Here is a 21,085-nt window from a genome sequence, read left to right as displayed (position 1 = left end):
GCGCGCGAGACGTCCGACCACGGCGGGTAGCCTGGCGTGGTGACAGGCTCTGCGGCATCCCCTTCGTTCCGGCTCGCATACGTCCCCGGAGTGACCCCCGGCAAGTGGGTGCGGATCTGGCAGGAGCGCCTGCCGGACGTTCCGCTGGAGCTGGTCGCGGTGCCGGCCGCCGAGGCATCCGATGTGTTGCGGGCCGGCGACGCCGACGCGGCGCTGGTACGGCTCCCGGTCGACCGTACGGTCTTCAGCGCGATCCCCCTCTACGAAGAGACGACCGTCGTCGTGGCCCCCAAGGACCACCTCGTCACGGCGGTGGACGAGCTGTCCGCCGAGGATCTCGCCGACGAGATCCTGCTGCACCCCCTCGACGACGTCCTCGACTGGGAGCGGCCCCCCGGACAGCCCGCCCTGGAACGCCCCGCCACGACCGAGGACGCCGTCGAACTCGTGGCGGCGGGCATCGGCCTCCTGGCCGTCCCCCAGTCCGTGGCCCGCCTGCACCACCGCAAGGACCTCACCTACCGCACCCTCGTAAACGCCCCCCAGTCCGGCGTCGCCCTGGCCTGGCCCGAGGACGCGACCACCGACCTGGTCGAGGACTTCATCGGCATCGTCCGCGGACGGACGGCCAACAGCACCCGCGGGCGTACCAAGCCCGAGCCCGAGGCCCGCCCGGAGCGCAAGCGGGCCGAACAGAAGGGCGGCGGCCGCAAACCGGCCGGGGGCAAGCCGACGGGCAAGGGCTCCCGCGGCGGTTCCGGCGGAGCCCGCGGTGCGGGCGGCTCCCAGGGCGCCCGCCGCGGCAAGCCGCGCCGCCGGTCGTAACCCGCGGCGCCGTCAGGCCGCGAAGGACGCCTTCCCCGCCGTACTCACCACCTTGTCGCCGTCGGCCCGGGCGAGCAGCCCGGCGGACACCCACGCGTCCACCACCGACCGCACCCGGGACACCAGTGCCCCCTTGCCCGCGAACGGCGCCGCGGCCCAGATCTCGTCCAGCAGGGTCGTGCCGTCGGCCTTCGCCGGATTGGCCACGCCGGAGTCGACGGTGCCGAGGACCACGCGGGGTTCGGAGCGCCGGAAGTAGGCGTGCGTCGGGTCCTCCGTCCCCTCGGAGAACGGGGCGAACTCGGTGCCGTCCAGGGTGTAGTGGAGCGGCTTGCCGGTCACGGGCGTGAGGGTGGGCAGCAGGTCGCCGGAGAGGCCGGCGTTGCGGTACAGGCCGAACGGCAGGTGGTCCGTGGCCGGGTTGCGGGCGACGAGGTTGACCGGACCGTAGAAGAGGGTCTGCAGCGACGGGTCGTCGAGGGCCTTCTCCACGCGCAGCCGGAAGGGTATGGCGACGCGCACGGTGTCGCCGGAGCGCCACGTCCGGGACACGGTGAAGTAGCCCCCGGGAGTCGGAGTACCGGACACCGCACTCCCGTTGACCGTGACCCGGAACCCGGCACTCGCCCAGGACGGCACGCGCAGCCGAAGCGCGAAGGCGGCGCCGGCGCCCCCGATCCTCAGCGTGGTCCCCTGCTCCGCCGGATAGGCGGTGGTCTGGGTGACCGTGACGCCCTTCTCCGCCCAGGTCAGCGTGGACGGGCTGTAGAGGTTGACGTACAGGGCGCTGCCGTCGGCCTTCTTGAAGTACACCGAGTCCTGGTACTTCGTCGCGCTCTCCATACCCGTGCCCTCGCAGCAGGTCGTGCCCTGCTTGGGCGTGTAGTCCCGCACATGACCGGGCGTCAGCCCGATGAAGTACGTGACGAGCGGCTTCTCCGCGTCGGCCTTGTCCTGCTTGGAGCCGAGCACCTGGTTGTAGAGCGCCCGCTCGTAGTAGTCCATGTACTTCGGGGACTGCTCGTGGAAGAACAGCATCCGGCTGAGCTTCAGCATGTTGTACGCGCAGCAGGTCTCGGCGGTCGTCGCGCTGATCGTCCCCGCGATCACCCCGGAGGCCTTCCAGAACTCCGCGGTGCTGGTGCCTCCGATGCCGTACATGCGTCCCGGTACGACCATGCCCCAGAAGTTCTTCGCGGCGGTGAGGTAGCGCTCCTCGCCCGTCGCGTCGTACAGCCGGACCAGACCGGTGAAGATCGGGATGTGCTGGTTGGCGTGCAGGCCGTCGAGGATGTCGGTGTTCGCGGCGCAGGCGTCGATGAGCTTGTCGAGGTCGAACAGCCTGGCCAGCGCGAGGTGCTCGGCCTTCCCGGTGAGCGCGTGCAGGTCGACGATCGCCTCGACGATGCCGCCGAACTCGCCGCTGGAGAAGATGCCCCACATCCGCTGGAGGGTGGCGTCGGGCAGCTTGGACAGCCGGGAGTACATCCAGTCGCACAAGCCGGACGCGAGGTCGAGCGCCCGCGCGTCGTCGGTGGCGCTGTACGCGTCCAGGAGACCCTTAAGGATCTTGTGCGCGGTGTAGTAGGGCGCCCACACCTTGGTGTAGTCGGGGCTGGTCCTCGACTCCAGGTCGATGAACTGCGTCTCCGGGTACGCCGCGAGGAACCCGGGATGGCTGGGCCCGCCCCAGGTGCGGCGCAGGGTGGCGGTGAGGCCACGGCCGGAGGCATCGGCGAAGGTCCCGCCGGTCGTCTCGTCGAAGGCGTACGAGGCCAGGTCGCCGCGGCCCGTCGCGGCGTCGGCGGCTCGCGCGGTCTGGAGCTGGGTGATCTCGCCGGCGGTCAGGGCGCGCGACCAGACATTGAACTCGTCGTAGGCGCCCGCGAGGACCGGGTCGCCGGAGTAGTTCGAGCGGCCGAGCCAGTTGTTGGCGAGCGTGCCGAGGGCCGCCGGGGTGAGGGACATCGACGCGTTCCGCGCCACGGCCGTCCCGTTGACGTACAGCGTGCCGGTGCCGCCCGCGATCGTCACCGCCAGATGGCTCCACTGGTTCAGCGGTAGGGCGGCGGTGCCGTTGAGGCCCTGCTCGCCGCCGGGTCCGCTCGTCGTGATGGCGAAGCGGGGTACGCCGTTGGCGTTGCGCGCGGCCAGATACAGGTAACGCGTGGTGTTGTCGCCGAAGTCGAAGATCCGGGTCCAGTTGGCGTCGTGCGTGGGCTTGACCCAGGCGGACAGGGTGATCGCCGAGGCGCCGCCGAGGACGCCGGCGGGGAGATCGACGTACTGGTACGAGCCGCGCACGTTCTCCGCCGAAGTCCCGAACTTTCCGGGGGAGTTCAGGACGACCGGGTCGTGGCGCAACGCCTCGCGCACCTCGGTCAGCGCCCCGATCATGGTGCGGATCTTGTCGACGAAGACCTGCTCGCCGGTGCCGGCGTACGCCTGGGACAGCATGGTCAGGAAGTGGCCGGGGTAGTGGCCGCGCAGGTTGCCGTTGGCCTCACCGTCCAGGCCCTCCCAGCCGCCGGGGGCGACCGCGCCGCCCGTGGCGAGACCGGCGTTGGCGCGAAAGACCTGGAGCAGCCGGTTCACGTCGTAGCCGCGGGCGTGGTCGAGCATCAGCTGTCGCTTGTCGGCGAAGACGCCCTGCCCCAGCTTCACGTCCTCGAGCGCGAAGGGCCGTACGGTCCACACGGACGGTTCCTCCGAGACTGCGGCGACGGCCCGGCCGGTCGCGGCGTACGAGATCGCCGGGGTGGCCGCGGCGAGCGCCGCGGCCTGGAAGAGGTGCCGTCTGGAGAGGGGCGGTGCCATGGGTGCGCCTCCACGGGGCCATGTTCACGGGTGGTTCAGGGCATTCAAGGGTGTTCGGCATATCGAACTGCGTGCGGGTGATCGACCAGACGATAGGGAGGGGACAGAGGAGCGTCAACGGGTCTGGAGTGGTCAGTTCCGGCCGTTGGACGGGGCGTCGGCGTGGATGTCGGTTTCGGTGACGCCCGTCGTGACCCCGCGGCGTAGGCCCGTGGCGGCGCCCCCGGTGGCAGAATCGCCCCGTGGACCGGGGGATCCTGGAGCGCGAGACCGAGCTGGTGCGACTGGCTGCGGCCGCCCGGGAGGCGGCGGACGGGGCCGGATCGGTGGTGCTCGTCTTCGGAGAGGCGGGCATCGGCAAGTCGAGCCTGGTCAAGGCCTTGCCGGAGCGGCTCCCGGACCAGGCCCGGATGCTCGTCGGGGAGTGCGACGACCTCGCCACGCGACGGCCGCTCGGCCCGTTCCGCGACCTCGTCGGATCCGTCGGCGCCGAACTGGCCCGGGCGGTCACGGAGGGCGGCGACCGGCCGCGCGTCTACGAGGCCCTGCACGAAGAGCTGGCCGGGAGTCCGCATCCTGCGGTACTCGTCGTCGAGGACGTCCACTGGGCCGACGAGGCCTCCCTCGACGCCCTGCGCTTCCTGGTGCGGCGCGTGGAGCGACTGCCCGCCCTGCTCGTCCTCACCTACCGGGACGACGAGTTGACCAGCGGGCACCCCCTGCGCCACCTCCTCGGCCAGCTCTCCCGCGTGCGCCGCGTCCACCGGCTCCCGCTGGCCCGCCTCTCCCTGGCCGCCGTGCGCACGCTGAGCGCGGCCGGGCGGCTCGACGCGGCGCAGGTGTACGCCGTGACGTCGGGCAACCCGTTCTTCGTCGCCGAGGTCGTGGCCGCGGGCGGCACCGGGGGCGTGCCGCCGACCGTCGTCGACGCCGTGCTCGCCCGACTGCGCGGGCTCGACTCCGCCACCGTGGCCGCCCTGGAACAGCTCGCCGTCGTCCCCTCGGCCGTCGAACGCCCGCTCATCGACGTCCTGCTCGCGGACGGCGTGGCCGTCCTGGCGGCGGCCGAGCAGCGCGGCCTGCTGGCCGTGGCCCCGGAGCGGGTGGCGTTCCGGCACGAGCTGATCCGGCGGGCCGTCGCCGACTCCCTGCCCGCCGCCCGGCGCATCGAGCTCAACCGCACCGTCCTCGCGGCCCTCGTCGCCCGGCCCGGCTCCGACACCGCCCGCATCGTCCACCACGCCGCCCAGGCCGGCGACCGGGACGCCATCGCCCGGTACGGCCCCGACGCCGCCAAGGACGCCGCGGGCGCGGGCGCCCACCGTGAGGCCGCCGCCCAGCTGCGGCTCGTCCTGCGGGACCGGCACCGCTACGCCCCGGCCGACCTCGCCGACCTCCTCGAGCGCTACGCCGTGGAGTGCTACACCGTCGCCGACTCGGCCGCCGCCGTCGTCGCCCAGCGGGACGCGGTCGCCCTGCGCCGCGCCCTCGGCGACATCCGCGCCCTCGGCGCCGACCTGCGCTGGCTGTCCCGCATCCACTGGTGGGCAGGCGACGCCGACCCGGCCGAGGAAGCCGCCCGCGAGGCCGTCGCCGTCCTGGAACACGCGGGCGACGACCGGCTGCTGGCGCTCGCCGTCAGCAACACCGCCCAGCTGCGGATGCTGTCCGAGCGCTACGCCGAGGCGGTCACGCACGGCGAACGCGCCATCGCCCTGGCCCGGAAGGCGGGCGATCCCGCGATCCTGTCGCACGCCCTCAACAACGTCGGTACGGCCCGCTGGCGGGGCGGAGACCCCGGCGGGCGCCGGCAGTTGGAGGAGAGCCTCGACGTCGCCCTCGCCGCCGGCGAGGTCGAACACGCCTGCCGGGCCTACGCCAACCTGATCTGGAACCTGCTCGACACCCTCCAGTACGCCGAGGCCGACCGCTTCCTGCCCCCGGCGATGGACCTGGCCGACCGCGCCGAACACCTCGGCTTCCTCAACTACCTCCACGTCGAGCTGGCCATGCGGCGGCTCGCGGCCGCCGACTGGGACGACGCCGAGAAACACGCCGAGTTCGGGATGCACGACTTCGTCCCCGCCCGCTGCCCCGCCCTGACGGTCCTCGCCCGGGTCCGCATCCGCCGCGGCGGGCCGCCCGGCGCCGAGGAACTCCTCGACGAGGCCTGGGAGATCGCCGTACGGACCAGGGAACTCCAGCGCACCGGGCCGGTGGCCGTGGCCCGCGCCGAGGCGGCCTGGCTGCGCGGGGATCCGGCCGGCGTCGTCGCGGCCGTCGAACCGGTCCACGCCCAGGCCTGTGACCTGCCGGGCGCCCCCTACCGCGCCGAGCTCGGCTACTGGCTCACCCGGGCCGGCCACCCGGTCCCGGCCGACGACACGGACCATCCCTACGCCCTGCAAGCCCGCGGACAGTGGCAGCGGGCCGCAGAGCTCTGGCAGGCGGCGGGCTGCCCCTACGAACACGCCGTCGCCCTCGCGCAGAGCCCGGAACCCGCCGACCGGCTCACCGCGCTCACGGCACTCGACGCGCTGGGAGCCGAGCCGCAGGCCCGGCTGATCCGCGCCGAACTGCGGCGCCTCGGCCTGCGCCACATCCCCCGCGGCCCGCTCGCGGCGACCCGCGACAACCCCGCCGGCCTCACGGAACGCCAGCTCCAGGTGGTGCGACTGCTCGTCGACGGCCTGACCAACGCGGAGATCGCCGCCCGGCTCGTCGTATCCGTCCGTACGGTCGACAACCACGTACGCGCGGTCCTGGACAAGCTGGGCGCGCCCACGCGGCGGCAGGTCGCGGTCCGCGCGACCGAGCTGGGCCTGTCGGGCGGCCGCGAAACCTAGGTACCGGCCAGGCCCGAGCTGGGTGACGGTCACGGATACCTACGCCTGCGCGACCCGCGTAGAACGGGCGGATCGACCCGAAACGACAACCCGGGGGAACCGCATGACCAGCACACCCGCCCAAGCAGCCCGACGCGAACTGGCGAACTTCACCGGGGAGTTGATCGGCCCCGCCGACACCGGCTACCAGGACGCCCGTGCCGTCTACAACGCGATGATCGACAAACGCCCCGCGCTCGTCGCCCGCTGCGCCGACGCGGACGCCGTCGCCCGAGTGATCGGCTTCGCCCGCGCACACGACCTCCCGCTCGCGGTCCGCGGCGGCGGCCACCACGGCGCCGGACTCGGCACCGTCGACGGGGGAGTGGTCGCCGACCTGTCGCCCCTCAAGGACATCCACGTCGACCCGGAGGCCCGTACGGTCCGGGTCGGCGGCGGCTGCGTCTGGGGAGAGGTCGACCGCGCCACCAACGCGCACGGCCTCGCCACCCCCAGCGGCATCATCTCCACCACCGGGGTCGGCGGCCTCGCCACCGGCGGCGGGCTCGGCCACCTGACCCGCAGGTGCGGCCTGACCATCGACAACCTGCTGGAGGCCGACCTCGTCCTGGCCGACGGCCGGCAGGTGCGGGCGAGCGCCGACGAGAACAGCGACCTGTTCTGGGCGGTCCGGGGCGGCGGCGGCAACTTCGGCGTCGCCACCTCGTTCCTGTTCCGGCTGCACGAGGTCAGCACCGTCATCGCCGGGCCGACCTTCTGGCCCGTCGAGATCGGCGCCGAAGTCCTCGCCGCCTACCGGGACTTCCTCCCGACCGCGCCCCGCGAGCTCAACGCGTTCTTCCTGTTCGGCACCGTCCCGCCCGCCCCGCCGTTCCCCGAGGAGTTCCAGCTGCGCAAGACCGCCGGTGTCGTGTGGTGCTACACGGGAGACGACATGGAGGCGGCCGCACGGGAGATGGCCCCGCTGCTCGACGTCCTGCCGCAGCCGATGCTGCACGCGCCCGGGCCCATGCCGCACCCCGACATGCAGGCCATGTTCGACGGGCTCTACCCGCCGGGCCACCAGTGGTACTGGCGCGCCGACTTCGTCGACGACATCCCGGACGAGGCCGTCGACCTGCACGCCAAGTTCGGCGCGGAAGTGCCCACCATGCAGTCGACGATGCACCTCTACCCGATCGACGGCGCCGCCCACGACGTCGGCCCGGACGAGACGCCCTGGGCCTACCGCGAGGCGCGCTGGGCGTCCGTGTACGCCGGCGTCGACCCCGACCCGGCCAACGCCGAGCTGGTCAAGCGGTGGACCGTCGACTACTTCGAGGCACTGCACCCGTACTCGGCGGGCGGCGCCTACGTGAACATGATGATGGACGAGGGCCAGGAACGCGTCCGCGCCAGCTATCGCGGCAACTACGACCGCCTGGCCCGCATCAAGGCCGCCCACGACCCGGACAACGTCTTCCGCCTCAACCAGAACATCCAGCCGGCGCCGAAGCCGCGGTACGAGGCCCGGCCCTGAAGTCAGCCCCAGTGGGTGGCCGAGCGACTAAGGGTTCTGCGTGAGGACGAAGTCCAGCGCGGCGCTGACGTCGACCAGTCCGGCTCCGGTGGCCTTGTCGGGCCCGAGCCGGGCGCGGCTGCCGAACCGTGGGTGACTGGTGCCGGCCGTGACGTCGGTGGCGGTCCTGGCGAGGGCCTCGGAAACCTGTGCGGGAGTGAGCCCCGGCCGGGCCCCGAGCAGCAGGGCCGCCGCGCCGGCGATCTGCGGTGCCGCGGCGGACGTACCCGAGAACAGCGCCCAGCCGTCGTCCTGCGCGGTGCCGTCCGGGCCGGCGTCCGGGTCCTCGGGGTCCGGCAGGCTCTCGCCGACGTCGATCTCACAGCCGGGCGGCACCGGCAGCATGAGGTACTGGGCGCGGGGCAGCATGCCGACCAGACCGGACACCGTCGGCACGACGACGCCGTCGATCCAGGGACTGGCGTACCCGCTCGCGTAGTTGGACGCCCGCAGCCGGCCGTCCGGACCCGCGAACACCCCGCCGGCGGCGATCACACCGGGCACCTGCGGCTCGATCGTGAACTGGCCGTTGCCGCCCGAGAAGACGACGACGATGCCCTGCTCCACCGCGTCCAGGATCTCCAGTGCGAAGATCACGTCGGACTGACTCGGCGGCCCCATCGGAGGGAACTTCTGGTCCCCGCCCCACGAGTTGGTGAGAACCTGCGGGCGATCGGCCTTCGCGCGCACGAATCCCGCCACGGCGGCCGTGAGGTCGCCCCGCCGGTCGCTCGCCCGGTACGGACGCAGCCGCGCGCCCGGCGCCACGGCGAAGATGTTCGCCGATTCACCGGTGCCGTGCCCGATCGGGTCCTCCGCGGGGCTGGTACCGGGCACGAGCGCGACGGTCGGACCGACGTCGTAGTCGTGCGCGGCGAAGTAGGCGTGCGGGGCCTGCCCCGTGTCGACCATGGCGACCAGCACTCCGCGGCCCACTTCCCCCGCGCCGTGGGCCGGCCTCGCGTTGAGGAGCCTGGCCACGTCGTGCGGAAGCGTCAGGTGGAACGACGTGACCGTCGGCGGCTCGGCGGCGGCCGGGAGCACGCGCATGGGGGTGCGGGGCCGTTCCAGCGCGACGGCCTCGATGGCGTCCTCGCCGGGCGCGGCACCGACACCGAGGGCGGCCGGTTGACGGTCGCCGACGATGTCGAGATGCGTGACGGAACGCACCCGGTTCATCGCCACCCGCTGACGCACCTCGTAGCTGGCGATCCGTCCGCTGGTCAGCTGTTCGTACGCGGCCGGCGTACCCGCCACGGTGAAGCCCAGGCGGCTCTCCGCGGTCACGGTCAGTCCCGCCGTCCGTGCGTACTCCTTGGCGCGCTCCTGGGCGTCGCCCTCGGCGTGGAACGGCTCGGCCGACCGGAGGCTGCTCGCCCGGGTCATCGGTACCCCGCCCCGAGAGCGGGCGGAGACATAGCCGTACACGGTGTCCGGAACGTCCTGCCCGTATGCGGGAGTTGTCGGGCTGGTCATCTGTCCTCCAGAGGTGGAGGCCCGGACGCACGCGTCACGGCAGCCGGTCACGAGCTCCGGGCGTGGGGGTCGGCAGCACGGTGACGGACCTCGCGGTATTCGCGAGCGCCGGCGGCACGGGCAGCGACTGGGGACGTGAGCGGTTCCCGAGACGCGGGACCTCGAACGCCTCGGCGAGAGTCCGGCCCGATCCGGTCAGCAGCGCTCCGGCGGTCATCGGCAGCACGTCGATGCCATGACGGGAGCACCACGGAACCAGGTCGCCGGCCGAAGCGTCGGCCCGCAGCTCGACCAGGGCCTCGACGAACTCCTCCTCGGACGCGTCACCTCGCCCTGATGTCACGTGTTTCTCCTGGTAGTTCACTCATCCCCTCAAGCTTCGCATTCGTTGCACAGCTCCGCAAAAGATGGTAAGTGGGTGCGATTGCCGTCGGTCGGTCACCGCGGCCGCTCCGGAACCGTCCGTACGAGCCAGTCGTACGCGGCCCGCGCCGTGAACTCCGCCTGCCCGCCGCGCAGGAGAAGGCCCGCCGTGGCGAACTCCGGGGCGTCGGCCTGCGCGGCGACGTACGGGATCGCGATGCAGCGCATCCCGGCCGCGTGGGCCGCGGCGGCGCCCGGCGCCGCGTCCTCCAGGACCACGCAGTCGGCCGCGTCCGCACCGAGCCGGCGGGCCGCCTCCAGGAACACGTCGGGGGCGGGCTTGCCCCGTGCGACCTCGTCGGCCGAGACGGCGGTCCGGAGGTATGTGTCCAGGCCCGTGCCGGCCAGGATCGCGTCGATGGCCGGGGGCGACGACCCCGACGCCACGGCCATCGGGACGCCCTCGCCCGCCAGCAGCTCCACGAACGTCCGCATCTCGGGGTAGGCGGAGGTGGACGCGCGCGCCAACTCCAGATAGCGGCGGTTCTTGGCCGCCAGGAGCTCCTCCACCGGCGCGCGAAGCCCGTACAGCTCCTTCCAGTGGGTGACCGTCTCCTGCGTACTGATGCCGACGTACCGCTCGTGGTCCGCCCAGGTGAAGTCCGGGACACCGTGCTCGGCCAGGATCTGCCGGCCCGCCTCGTAGTAGTTCGGCTCGCTGTCCACGAGTGTTCCGTCGAGATCGAAGATGACCGCGGGGGCGCCGAAAGTGCTCATGACCTCATGATTTCAAAGGTCACGTCCGAATGATTTCAATGGTCACTTCCGAGCAGCACGCCCGATCGACTCCACCAGCGGCAGCAGCCGCTGCGGAACGCGTTCGCGCAGCGCCACCTCGGTGCGGGTGCGGACGACGCCCGGCAGGCTGATCAGCTTCTGGATCACGTCCTCCAGGTGCGCGTTGTCCCGCGCCACGACCCGGGTCAGCAGATCCCCGCCGCCCGTGATCGAGAAGGCCTCGACGATCTCCGGTACGGCGGCCAGCGCGTCGCCCACGTCGTCCAGATTCCCCTGGGTGACCTCGATGTGCACGAACGCGAGCACCGGGTGGCCCAGTGCGGCGGGGGAGAGGGACGGGCCCGTGCCGGTGATCACCCCGTCCCGCTCCAGCCGGTCCAGGCGTGCCTGCAGGGTTCCGCGGGCCACCCCGAGGATGCGGGCGTACTCCCGCACGCTTGTGCGGGGCTGCTCCAGCAGCAGTCGCAGGATGCGGGTGTCGAGCTCGTCCACGGCCATGCGGTCCGGCCTCCTCGTACCTGGTCCGTTGGCTCGCCAGTGGACGAGCCGAAAGCATTGTGCCTGTGCCAATGGTTCAGCATTCCAGGAGCCACTTGAGCCAGATGGGTCCTTGATGTTGTTATGGACGCGTCGATGGCGCTGCGGATCCCGCGGCGCTTTTCTCATGCCAGGGGCCGAAGAGGGCGAAGGGGGCGGGAGGCAGTGCTGAAGAGGGTGTTCGTGGCGCCGGACCCGGGAGGGGCGCGGCTGCGGTTCGCCGCGCGGGCCGTGCTCGGCATCGTGGCGGCGGTCGTCGTGAGCGGGCTGGCCGGGCACTCGCTCGTCGGGGCCGTCACCGGCGGACTCGCCGCGCTGCTCGCCCTGTTCACCGTCACCGACGCCACCGTGCGCGGCCAGGCGGTGACCACCGCGCTGCTGCCCGCCGTCGGCCTGCCCGTGCTCGCCGCCGCCGCCGAACTGCACGACCACCCCGTCGCCCGGGACCTCACCTTCCTCGCCGTGATCGGCGCGGGCGTCTACGCGCGACGCTGGGGGCCGCGCGGACACAGCCTCGGCGTGTTCGCGTTCATGACCTTCTTCGTGGCCCAGTTCCTGCACGCCACCACCGACCAGCTGCCCGAGCTGTACGCCGCCGTCGTGCTGGCCGTGCTCACCGCCGCGGCCGTCCGCTTCGGCCTGTGGTGCTACGAGCGCCGTCTGCCCCCGGCTCCCGTCCCCGCCCCGCCCGGCGGCACCGGCTTGGCCCGCGTGACCACCCGCCAGGCGATCCAGGCGACCACCGGCGCCGGCTTCGCCCTCGTGGTGGGCCAGCTGGTGTCCGGACAGCGCTGGTACTGGGCCGTCGGCGCCACCTGGTGGATCTTCGTCAACACCACCTCGCGCGGCGAGACCCTGGTCCGCGGCTTCCGCCGGGTCCTCGGCACGGTGATCGGCATCGGCCTCGGCCTGCTCCTCGCCGTCCCCCTGCACGGGGCGGCGCTCCCCACGGCCGTGCTGCTCACCGCCTGCGTCTTCGGCATCTTCTACTCCGCGGCCGTGTCCTACACCTGGATGATGCTCTGCGTGACACTCCTCGCGGAGCTGCTCTACGGCTTGCTGGGCGTCCTCGACCCCGCGCTGCTCGCCCTGCGGCTCGCGGAGACCGGGATCGGCGCGCTCGGCGCCGTCCTGGCGGTGCTCTTCGTGCTGCCGGTCACCACCCACACCGTCACCGACGCCTGGATCCAGCGGGCCCTGCGCTGCGTCCACGCGTGCACCGCGGAGGCCGCCGCCCGTCTCGCGGGCAACGCGAGCGCCGACCCGGTGTCCCGCGTGGCCGAACTGGAGCAGCTGCTGGGCCGGGTACGGCTGTCGGTCGCCCCGCTGGTGCACCCGCTCAACCCGATGCTCGGCCGCAAGCGGCGTGCCCGCCGGGTGCTGGCCCTGCTCGACGACTGCGCCCGGGAGATCCGGGGCCTGGCCGCCGTGGCCGCCGATCCGGAGGCCTCGCACGACGCCCGCCTCGCCGCCGCCTGCCGGCGTGTCGAGGCCGCGGTCGAGGCGCTCATCGGCGACGGGCTCCGTGCGGGCAGGCGCGAGCGCCTCGCCGTGCCGGCGCCCCGCCCGCCCGCCGCGGAACCCGCGCTGGCCCACCTGCACGGCCTGGAGCGCGCCCTCGCGGAACTCGCCATGCCCCTGCGGACGCCGTCGCGTTCGCCGCTGGTCGACGCCTGAGCAGCCGACCCACCGCAGCCGAATAATCCCACCCTTTTGGTCTAGACCTCGCATGATCGCTGCTACCGTCACCCCGAACGGCACCGGAAGAGATGGGGACCGCGGTGACAGACAGCGGCAGGCGGCGACAGCGGGCCTTCATCGGGTCCTTCACGGCGGCCGGAGGCCCCGGGATCGTGACGGCGGAGGTGGACGGATCCACCGGCGCGCTCACCGTCCTGAGCAGCCTGGACGGCCTTCCCGACCCGTCGTACCTGGCCCTCGCGCCCGACGGGAACACGCTGTACGCGGTCAGCGAGACGGCCGAGGGCGCGGTGGCCGCGTACCGGGTGAGTGGTGACCAGCCCGAGCCGGCCGGCCCGCCCGTGTCGGTCGGCGCGAGCGGGCCCACCCACCTCAGCGTCCACGCCGGCCACGTCCTGACCGCCAACTACGGCTCCGGCAGCGTCACCGCCGTGCCCGTCCGCCCCGACGGCACCCTCGCGTCCGCCCCGTCCGGCGTCCTCCTGCACACCGGCTCGGGCCCGCACACGCCCCGCCAGCAGGGACCGCACGCGCACCAGGTGCAGCCCGACCCGAGCGGACGCTGGACCGTCAGCGTCGACCTCGGCACCGATTCCGTGCGCGTGTGCACACTGGCTGACGGCGCTCCCGTACTGCACCGGGAGAACGCCCTGCGGCCCGGCTCCGGGCCGCGCCACCTCGCCTTCCACCCCGACGGCTCGTACGCCTACGTCGTCAACGAACTCACCCCGACCGTCACCGTCTGCCGCTGGGAGGCCGCGGACGGCACGCTGAAGCCGCTGACGGAGACGCCCATCCTGCCCGGTTCGCCGACGGGCGACGCCTACCCGTCAGGCATCGCCGTCTCGCCCGACGGCCGCTTCGTGTGGATCGCCACCCGCGGCGAGGACGTCCTCTCCACGTTCGCCGTCGAGCACGAGGGCCTGCGGCTGATCGGCACGGTGCCCTCGGGCGGCCACTGGCCACGGGCGATCACCGCGGCGGGCGGCTTCCTGTACGCCGCGAACGAGCGCTCCGGCGACGTCTCCTGGTTCGCCGTCGACCCGGACACCGGACTGCCGCGCCGTGCCGGCTCGATCGAGGTGCCCGCGGCCTCGTGCGTGGTCATCGGCTGAACCGAGACCGCCGCCCAGCCCGGGCACGGGCCGGCCTCCGGCCCCGGACATGGCAGGGCCCGCTCCAAACGTGGAGGGGGCCCGTCGGCGTACGAGGGTGCCGTGCGGGTCAGCGGCGGAGCCGCCGGCCGCAGGAGCACACGCGGGCACGGGCCGGCCTCCGGCCCCTGACACGGCGAGGGCCCGCTCCCCGTATGCGGAGCGGGCCCTTCGCCGTACGAACGTGCCGTCCGCGTCAGCGGACCGGCGCACCCTGCGGCTGCGGCGGGGCGATGCCCAGCGCGGTCGTGTACTTGGCCAGAGCGAGCTTGCCGATGGCCGGATACGGGCCGAGCGGCTCGGCGGCGGAGCAGCCCGCCTCCGCGGCCGCCTCCGCGACCAGCGCGGAGTCGATCTCCGGCCCTATCAGATACGGCGCCAGCGCCAGCTGCTGGGAGCCCGAGGAGCGGAGCTGCTCGGCGACGGACGAGATCGACCCCTCCTGGTCCAGCGCCGCGGCCATCACCGGCACGGCCAGGCGCGCGGCCAGCAGCATGCCCGTGATCCCGGCCGCCTGCACGGCCTCCTCGCCGCCCACCGAGGCCAGGATGATGCCGTCCGCGGCGGTCGCCACGGTGAACAGGCGGGCACGGTCGGCACGGGCCAGCCCGGCCTCCGACAGCCGCACGTGCAGCGCCTCGGCGAGCAGCGGGTGCGGGCCCAGCACATCGGTCAGGTCGGCCGCGATCCGGCTGTCCATCACGGCCTGGCGGATCCGGCGCAGCAGCGAGCCGTCCGGGCCGGCCAGCAGCGGCACCACGACGGCCACGGGGCCGTCCGGCTCCTTCACGTCCGCACCGGCGGCCTTGGCCTGCTCGTAGCGGGCGGCGCGCACCTCGGCGGCGTGCACCAGCACGGCCTGCAGGGTGGGAAACTCCGCGTCGTCCCCGTCGAGGTACCCGATCCGGGCGTCGAGGCCGGGGAGCTCGGAGCGCGCGATGCTCACGACCTCCTCGGCGAGACTGCGCGTGGCGATGCCCGGCGTGCCCGGCACCGCGAGCAGGAGCGCGGGCGCGCCCTCGGGTGCCGCCAGCGGCTCGGGTCGGCGGTGCCGCCCGGGCTGGCGAGGTCGCGGCATTCGTACTGGCAGGCCGGACGCGGGCCCAGTGGGGGAGCTCATGGCGTCGCATGTTACTGGCTTCCTGGGCTCCCCTGTTCGGGGAGGGTGCAGGTGAGCGGTATCCGTCCGGTTTTGTCTGATGAGTTACGTACGGATCCGAAGTGATCAGCGGTTTTCCCCGGCGCGCGTCACAAGTCGCGGGGAGCGAAGCGGTACTTGTCGGACACGTGCCGCGCCACGGGATCAATCACCCTTCCCGGTCACGACGTAGAGCATCTTCTCGTCACCCGGCAGAGTGAGCGCACCGGCGGCCAGATCGCTCGCGATGCGCACCGAGCCGTGCAGCGGATCGCCCTCGGCCGCCACCCGCCGGGCGTGCGGCAGCCGCTTGGCCAGCTCCTCCTCCAGCGGTACGACGAGCGGGTCGCCCATCTTGAACAGGCCGCCGGTGAGAGCGACTCGGGGCTCGCCCGTGGCCGGGCAGACGGCGGCCAGGGAGTCGGCCAGGTGCCGGGCCGCCGCACGCAGGATGCCCGCGGCGACGGGGTCGTCGGCGGCGCACGCGGACACCTGGGGTGCGAAGGAGGCGAGGACGGCGGGGCGGTCGGGGCGCGGGTACAGCTTGCCGGGCAACTCCGTCATCGGGCCGAACACCTCCTCGGCGCACGCCAACAGCCGTACCGAGCCGCCGTCCCGCCCGTCGTGGGCGCGCAGCGCCGCCTCCAGCCCGGCCCGGCCGATCCAGGCGCCGCCGCCGCAGTCGCCCAGCAGATGGCCCCAGCCGTCCGCGCGACGCCAGCACACCAGGTCGGTGCCGATCGCGATCAGCCCCGTGCCGCCGGCCACGACCGCCCCGGCGCGCGGACCGAGGGCGCCGGTGTAGGCGGTGACGGCGTCGGCGACGAGGGCGACCGTACGGATCCCGAACTCCCGGGCCAGCGCGTCCGGGAGTTCGGCACGCAGTGCGTCACCCAGCGTGGCGAGCCCGGCCGCGCCGACAACGGCCGTACCCAGCCCGTCGACACCCGCCTCGGCAGCCAACGCACGCACCATAGGCACCAGTTGCTCCATGAAGTGCCTCGCATCGATGCCCCGGTCACCGGTGCGCACCGGCTCCCGGGACTCCCGCTGGGGGAGCGGGCCGCGCCCGGAGACGCCCACGACGACGCGGAGGCCGGAGCCGCCGGAGTCGACGGCGAGGAACCCGTCCCCCGCACCGGTCACGGCAGGCGCCAGTCCACCGGCTGTCCGCCCAGCCCGACCAGCAGGTCGTTGACCCGGCTGAAGGGACGGGAGCCGAAGAAGCCGCGGTCGGCCGACATCGGCGAGGGATGGGAGGACTCCACCGACGGCAGGTTGCCGAGCAGCGGACGGAGATTGCGGGCGTCGCGGCCCCACAGGATCGACACCAGCGGCTTGCCGCGCGCCGCCAGCGCGCGTATCGCCTGCTCGGTGACCTCCTCCCAGCCCTTCCCGCGGTGGGCCCCCGGGCTGCGCGGCGCCGTGGTGAGCGCCCTGTTGAGCAGCAGCACGCCCTGCTCGGTCCACGGCGTCAGATCGCCGTTGGACGGCTGCGGCAGCCCCAGGTCGGTGTTCAGTTCACGGAAGATGTTGATCAGGCTGCCGGGCAGCGGACGCACGTCCGGCGCGACCGAGAACGACAGGCCCACCGCGTGCCCCGGCGTCGGGTACGGGTCCTGTCCGACGATCAGGACCCGCACCTCGTCGAAGGGCTGCTGGAAGGCCCGCAGAACGTTCGGTCCGGCCGGTAGGTAGGTGCGTCCCGCGGCGATCTCCGCACGCAGGAAGTCGCCCATGTCGGCGATCCGTCCGGCGACGGGTTCGAGGGCCTGCGCCCAGCCCGGTTCGACGATTTCATGCAAGGGTCGTGGAGCCACGGGCGTCACCCTACTGCCGTACGGGCGGCGGGAATCAACCAGTGGCCAAGGCCGGCCGGACAGCCGGCCGGTAACCGCATCCGGTTCATCCGACCACCGCGGCCCGCACACACAGCACGTCCGGCAGATGCGAGGCCAACTGCCGCCAGCTGTCGCCGTCGTCCGCCGACGCGAACACCTCGCCGTTGCGGTTGCCGAAGTACACGCCCGCCGGGTCGGCGTCGTCCGTGCACATCGCGTCCCGCAGGACCGTGCCGTAGTGGTCCTCCTGGGGCAGGCCCGCGGTGAGCGGCTCCCAGCTCTTGCCCGCGTCCGTAGTGCGGAACACCCGACATCGCCGGCCGGCGGGGATCCGGTCCGCGTCGGCGTTGATCGGGAACACATACGCCATGTCCCCGCGGCGGGGGTGGGTGGCCATCGCGAAACCGAACGTGGACGGCAGGCCCTCGCCGATGTCCGTCCAGTGCGCGCCCGCGTCGTCGCTGCGGTACACACCCCAGTGGTTCTGCAGATACAGCCGGTCCGGCGTCACCGCGTCCTGGGCGATCTTGTGCACGCACTGGCCGAACTCCGGGTTCGGATCCGGCAGGAACACCGCGGAGACCCCGGAGTTGGACGGCTCCCAGCTGGCGCCGCCGTCCTTAGTGCGGAACACGCCGGCCGTCGAGACGGCCACCGTCACCGCGCGCGGATCCCGCTTGTCGGTGAGTACGGTGTGCAGGCCCTCACCGCCGCCGCCCGGCACCCACTGGGACCGGGTGGGATGCTCCCACAGGGGGCGGACCAGCTCGAAGCTCTCGCCGCGGTCCTCGGAGCGGTACAGCGCGGCCGGTTCCGTGCCCGCGTACACCACGTCCGGCTCGGCGGCCGCCGGGTGCAGCTGCCAGACCCGCTCCAGCGAAGCGTCCGTGTCCTGCGGGAACTTGACGGCCGGCTGCGCCGGTTCGGTCCAGGTCCGGCCCAGGTCGTCGGAGTGGAACACGGACGGTCCCCAGTGCGCGCTGTCGCCGCCGGCCAGCAGCCGCGGGCGCTCTCCCCGGGTGTCGAGGGCGACCGAATACACCGCCTGCGCGTTGAAGTACGGACTCTCGTCGAACTCCCACGCGCCACCCCGCCTGCGCCCGATGAACAGGCCTTTGCGCGTGCCCACGGCGAGCAGTACTTCGGTCATGCCGACCACCTCCGCGACGTCTTCGTCTCAGGACATTCGCCAGTCTGCACCCCACCACTGACAGTCACCCCTGGAAACGACTCCGCCGCAGGTCAGGGCGGCGAGGGTAACGCGCCGGGCAGGTCCGCGCGACCGTTTCGGGCAGATTCCGCACCGTCGAGGGACCCGCCGTGAGGCGAGTCGGGGACGCCTGCGTGAGCATCGAAGAGGCGTCTCCCGTATGGGAGTGCGGTACGGCACGGTCGTGCGCTCACTTCTGGCGCTGATGAGGAGGATGCCTTCGATGGCGTTCCGTGGTCCGAGGGTGTGGCTGTGGCGCTGGCGGCGCAATCCGCTCAAACGCGGGGCCGACGTGCTGGAGGCCTGGGTGGTGCTCGGCGCCTGGGTGCTCACCGTCCTCGCCGGAGTACTCGCGGGTCTGGCGGTGACCTGGTCCGTGGAGCGCGAGCTGGCCCGCGAGCGCGTCGAGTGGCGGCCCGTCGTGGCCCGCCTCACCGACCAGGCGCCCGGAACCTCTGACGCGCCCTCCGAGACGCCGCGCGGCGAGCGGGTGTGGGCCGAGGTGAGCTGGAGCATGGCGGACGGCTCCGCGCACACGGGCCAGGTCCGGGTCCCGCCCGGCAGCACCTTCGGGTCGCCGGTCACGGTGTGGACGGATCCGGAGGGCCGCCTCGTCTCGAAGCCCGCCACCGCGTCCCAGGCCCGCCTGCGGGCCGCCCTGATCGGAGGCCTGATCGGGGTGAGCGTCGGCGCCGTCCCCTTCGTGGGCGGCCGAGTTCTGCGCGGCCGACTGGAGCGCCGCCGCATGGAGCGGTGGGACGCGGAGTGGGAGCTGCTCGGCCCGCTGTGGGGGCGTACGACGGGCTGACCGCGCGGGTCCGCGTACCCATCACACCGGCACGCGGACCCGAACGGCGAAGCAGCTGCCTCGCTCACGTGGGGTGACGGTGTGCTACCCGGCGAGAAGGATCCTTCGGGCGGAAGTTCAGGCGTCGTCGGGCAGCGGGCGTACGACGGGCTGACCGGGCGGTTCCGCGGGCCCATGACACCGGCACGCGGACCCGAACGGCGAAGCAGCTGCCTCGCCCACGCGGGGTGATGGTGTGCGAACCGGCGAGAAGGCCCCTTCGGGCGGGAACTCAGGCGCTGTCGGGCAGCGCGCGGGCCAGGACCGTGTCCAGATCGGCGGTGTCGGGCAGCGTGCCGAAGGCGTGTCCCCAGTCGCCCCCGAGCCGGGTGGCGCAGAAGGCGTCGGCGACGGCAGGCGGGGCGTGCCGGACCAGGAGGGAGGCCTGCAGGGTCAGGGCCATCAGCTCCACCAGCCGCCGCGCACCGGCCTCGGAGGTCTGCGCCACCTGCCCCTTCAGCCGCGTCACCGCCGCGTCGAGGCGGGCATCCGCGCCCTGCGCCAGGGCGAGTTCGGCGAAGAGGGCCTGAGCGCTGCCGGACTCGCGCCGCAACGCCCGCAGTACGTCCAGCGCGTTGACGTTCCCCGAGCCCTCCCAGATCGACAGCAGAGGGGCCTCGCGGTAGTGGCGGGGCATGCCCGACTCCTCGACGTACCCGTTGCCGCCGAGGCACTCCAGCGCCTCCGCGGTGAAGGCGGGGCCCCGCTTGGTGACCCAGTACTTGCCCACGGCGGTCGCGATCCGGCGGAACGCCGCCTCGTCGGTGTCGCCCCGCACCGCCCGGTCGGCCGCGCCGGCCAGCCGCAGGCTGAGCGTCGTCGCCGCCTCCGACTCCAGTGCGAGGTCGGCCAGGACGTTGCGCATCAGCGGCTGATCGAGGAGCCGCGCCCCGAACGCGCTGCGGTGGCGCACATGGTGGCCCGCCTCGACGAGGGTCCTGCGCATCAGCGTCGCGGACATCATCACGCAGTCCAGCCGGGTGCAGTTGACCATCTCGATGATCGTCTTGACGCCCTGTCCCTCGGGACCGACCAGCCAGGCCACCGTCCCGTCGAACTCGGGCTCGGAGGAGGCGTTGGACCGGTTGCCCAGCTTGTCCTTCAGCCGCTGGATGCGGAACGTGTTGCGGCTGCCGTCGGGCAGCACCCGCGGCACGAGGAAGCACGACAGTCCGTCCGGGGCCTGCGCCAGCACCAGGAACAGGTCGCACATCGGAGCCGACGTGAACCACTTGTGCCCGCGCAGCGTGTACACACCCGGCTCGGCCGTGGGCGTCGCCGCCGTCGTGTTGGTGCGGACGTCGGAGCCGCCCTGCTTCTCCGTCATCCCCATGCCGGCGAGCAGGCCGCGCTTCTCGCTCGGCACCCTGAGCTCCGGGTCGTACTCGCGGCCGGTCAGCAGCGGTTCGTAGACCTTCGCGAGCTCCGGCTGCCTGCGCAGCGCGGGGATCGCCGCGTACGTCATCGAGGTCGGGCAGCCGTGGCCGGCGTCCGTCTGTCCCCACACCAGCCCGCCGGCGGTACGGGCGACATGGGCTCCTGGACGGCCGTCCGCCCAGGGCGCGCCCGCCAGCCCCTCGCCGACCGCGACCCGCATCAGGTGGTGCCAGCTCGGATGGAACTCGACCTCGTCGACACGGTTGCCGTACCGGTCGTGCGTCCGCAGCTCGGGCTCATGGCGGTTGGCCAGCTCGGCCCACTCCTGGGCCTGCGCGCTGCCCGCCCTCAGACCGAGCCGCCGGATGCCCTCCTCGGCCCACCCGGCACCCTCCCGGCGAAGCCCCTCAAGGAGGGCCGTGTCCTCGGCCGCGTCGTACGGGACCAGGGGAGGGGGCTGGTTGGTGACGTCGTGCGTGGTGGACCGTTCGTGCGTGGTGGACCGTTCGTGCGCGAGTATCGAGACCATAGGACCATGTTGCACTATCACTGCGATCGCAGCAATGATGCAACAAGGAGAGGACTCGTACAGTACGT

The 21,085-nt window shown here is 73.2% G+C and carries 16 protein-coding genes; 6 read left to right on the top strand and 10 right to left on the bottom strand.

Translation table 11 applies throughout. From position 1 onward, the window contains the following. The first annotated feature begins 39 nt into the window (after positions 1-39). On the top strand, positions 40-825 hold the full coding sequence (locus AC5P09_RS12430) for a LysR family transcriptional regulator substrate-binding protein (protein WP_493873918.1): 786 nt from the start codon (positions 40-42) through the stop codon (positions 823-825). Positions 826-837: 12 nt separating this feature from the next. Here AC5P09_RS12430 and AC5P09_RS12425 read toward each other — a convergent pair whose 3' ends face one another. Beyond that, complete coding sequence (locus tag AC5P09_RS12425; RefSeq protein ID WP_493873917.1) at positions 838-3,642, bottom strand: beta-L-arabinofuranosidase domain-containing protein; 2,805 nt, start codon at positions 3,640-3,642, stop codon at positions 838-840. Positions 3,643-3,884: 242 nt separating this feature from the next. On the opposite strand from AC5P09_RS12425, the gene AC5P09_RS12420 reads away from it, so the two are divergent. Both AC5P09_RS12420 and AC5P09_RS12415 read left to right on the top strand, forming a co-directional pair. Next, positions 3,885-6,488, top strand: coding sequence for a helix-turn-helix transcriptional regulator (locus AC5P09_RS12420; RefSeq protein WP_493873916.1), 2,604 nt, complete (start codon positions 3,885-3,887; stop codon positions 6,486-6,488). Between the two features lie 103 nt (positions 6,489-6,591). Beyond that, entirely contained in the window at positions 6,592-8,007 is a 1,416-nt protein-coding gene (locus AC5P09_RS12415; protein WP_493873915.1) for an FAD-binding oxidoreductase, read from the top strand. A 27-nt stretch (positions 8,008-8,034) separates the two neighbouring features. On the opposite strand, the gene AC5P09_RS12410 is transcribed toward AC5P09_RS12415, so the two are convergent. The 4 genes from AC5P09_RS12410 to AC5P09_RS12395 all read right to left on the bottom strand — a co-directional run bounded on the left by AC5P09_RS12410 (position 8,035) and on the right by AC5P09_RS12395 (position 11,181). Further along, the gene (locus tag AC5P09_RS12410; RefSeq protein WP_493873914.1) at positions 8,035-9,522 is read right to left on the bottom strand and encodes a S8 family serine peptidase; all 1,488 of its coding nucleotides are present in this window, start codon (positions 9,520-9,522) and stop codon (positions 8,035-8,037) included. A 34-nt stretch (positions 9,523-9,556) separates the two neighbouring features. After that, positions 9,557-9,865, bottom strand: coding sequence for a hypothetical protein (locus AC5P09_RS12405; RefSeq protein ID WP_493873913.1), 309 nt, complete (start codon positions 9,863-9,865; stop codon positions 9,557-9,559). Between the two features lie 95 nt (positions 9,866-9,960). Continuing rightward, the gene (locus AC5P09_RS12400) at positions 9,961-10,662 is read right to left on the bottom strand and encodes an HAD family hydrolase (RefSeq protein ID WP_493873912.1); all 702 of its coding nucleotides are present in this window, start codon (positions 10,660-10,662) and stop codon (positions 9,961-9,963) included. A 42-nt stretch (positions 10,663-10,704) separates the two neighbouring features. After that, entirely contained in the window at positions 10,705-11,181 is a 477-nt protein-coding gene (locus tag AC5P09_RS12395; RefSeq protein ID WP_307672988.1) for an Lrp/AsnC family transcriptional regulator, read from the bottom strand. A 204-nt stretch (positions 11,182-11,385) separates the two neighbouring features. On the opposite strand from AC5P09_RS12395, the gene AC5P09_RS12390 reads away from it, so the two are divergent. Together AC5P09_RS12390 and AC5P09_RS12385 are read left to right on the top strand one after the other, a co-directional pair. Then, complete coding sequence (locus tag AC5P09_RS12390; protein ID WP_493873911.1) at positions 11,386-12,897, top strand: FUSC family protein; 1,512 nt, start codon at positions 11,386-11,388, stop codon at positions 12,895-12,897. Positions 12,898-13,001: 104 nt separating this feature from the next. Next, entirely contained in the window at positions 13,002-14,036 is a 1,035-nt protein-coding gene (locus tag AC5P09_RS12385; RefSeq protein ID WP_493873910.1) for a lactonase family protein, read from the top strand. Positions 14,037-14,271: 235 nt separating this feature from the next. Here the strand turns inward: AC5P09_RS12385 and AC5P09_RS12380 are convergent, their stop codons facing one another. The 4 genes from AC5P09_RS12380 to AC5P09_RS12365 all read right to left on the bottom strand — a co-directional run bounded on the left by AC5P09_RS12380 (position 14,272) and on the right by AC5P09_RS12365 (position 18,204). Beyond that, positions 14,272-15,195, bottom strand: a complete 924-nt coding sequence (locus AC5P09_RS12380) for a sirohydrochlorin chelatase (RefSeq protein ID WP_266444512.1) — start codon at positions 15,193-15,195, stop codon at positions 14,272-14,274. Positions 15,196-15,378: 183 nt separating this feature from the next. Continuing rightward, positions 15,379-16,359 (bottom strand): N-acetylglucosamine kinase, encoded by a 981-nt coding sequence (locus AC5P09_RS12375; RefSeq protein WP_493873909.1) that lies wholly within the window; start codon positions 16,357-16,359, stop codon positions 15,379-15,381. Next, positions 16,356-17,033 (bottom strand): uracil-DNA glycosylase, encoded by a 678-nt coding sequence (locus AC5P09_RS12370; RefSeq protein ID WP_493873908.1) that lies wholly within the window; start codon positions 17,031-17,033, stop codon positions 16,356-16,358. The genes AC5P09_RS12375 and AC5P09_RS12370 overlap by 4 nt, the downstream gene beginning before the upstream one ends. An 85-nt stretch (positions 17,034-17,118) precedes the next feature. Next, positions 17,119-18,204: a WD40/YVTN/BNR-like repeat-containing protein gene (locus tag AC5P09_RS12365; protein ID WP_493873907.1), complete on the bottom strand. Its 1,086-nt coding sequence runs from the start codon at positions 18,202-18,204 to the stop codon at positions 17,119-17,121. Between the two features lie 283 nt (positions 18,205-18,487). On the opposite strand from AC5P09_RS12365, the gene AC5P09_RS12360 reads away from it, so the two are divergent. Next, complete coding sequence (locus AC5P09_RS12360) at positions 18,488-19,072, top strand: Rv1733c family protein (RefSeq protein WP_493873906.1); 585 nt, start codon at positions 18,488-18,490, stop codon at positions 19,070-19,072. Positions 19,073-19,343: 271 nt separating this feature from the next. Here the strand turns inward: AC5P09_RS12360 and AC5P09_RS12355 are convergent, their stop codons facing one another. Next, positions 19,344-21,017, bottom strand: a complete 1,674-nt coding sequence (locus AC5P09_RS12355) for an acyl-CoA dehydrogenase family protein (protein WP_493873905.1) — start codon at positions 21,015-21,017, stop codon at positions 19,344-19,346. Positions 21,018-21,085 lie beyond the last annotated feature (68 nt).

It is taken from the genome of Streptomyces sp. a15 (genome assembly GCF_059026085.1).
Note: the sequence above shows the minus strand (reverse complement) of the source record. Positions and strands in the feature narration are given on the sequence as shown.

What these genes read in the sequence shown, in the direction of transcription:
- AC5P09_RS12355 (WP_493873905.1), bottom strand. Translation starts at nt 21,017, where the DNA reads ATGGTCTCGATACTCGCGCACGAACGGTCCACCACGCACGAACGGTCC.
- AC5P09_RS12410 (WP_493873914.1), bottom strand. Translation starts at nt 9,522, where the DNA reads ATGACCAGCCCGACAACTCCCGCATACGGGCAGGACGTTCCGGACACC.
- AC5P09_RS12365 (WP_493873907.1), bottom strand. Translation starts at nt 18,204, where the DNA reads ATGACCGAAGTACTGCTCGCCGTGGGCACGCGCAAAGGCCTGTTCATC.
- AC5P09_RS12395 (WP_307672988.1), bottom strand. Translation starts at nt 11,181, where the DNA reads ATGGCCGTGGACGAGCTCGACACCCGCATCCTGCGACTGCTGCTGGAG.
- AC5P09_RS12400 (WP_493873912.1), bottom strand. Translation starts at nt 10,662, where the DNA reads ATGAGCACTTTCGGCGCCCCCGCGGTCATCTTCGATCTCGACGGAACA.
- AC5P09_RS12425 (WP_493873917.1), bottom strand. Translation starts at nt 3,642, where the DNA reads ATGGCACCGCCCCTCTCCAGACGGCACCTCTTCCAGGCCGCGGCGCTC.
- AC5P09_RS12360 (WP_493873906.1), top strand. Translation starts at nt 18,488, where the DNA reads ATGGCGTTCCGTGGTCCGAGGGTGTGGCTGTGGCGCTGGCGGCGCAAT.
- AC5P09_RS12380 (WP_266444512.1), bottom strand. Translation starts at nt 15,195, where the DNA reads ATGAGCTCCCCCACTGGGCCCGCGTCCGGCCTGCCAGTACGAATGCCG.
- AC5P09_RS12415 (WP_493873915.1), top strand. Translation starts at nt 6,592, where the DNA reads ATGACCAGCACACCCGCCCAAGCAGCCCGACGCGAACTGGCGAACTTC.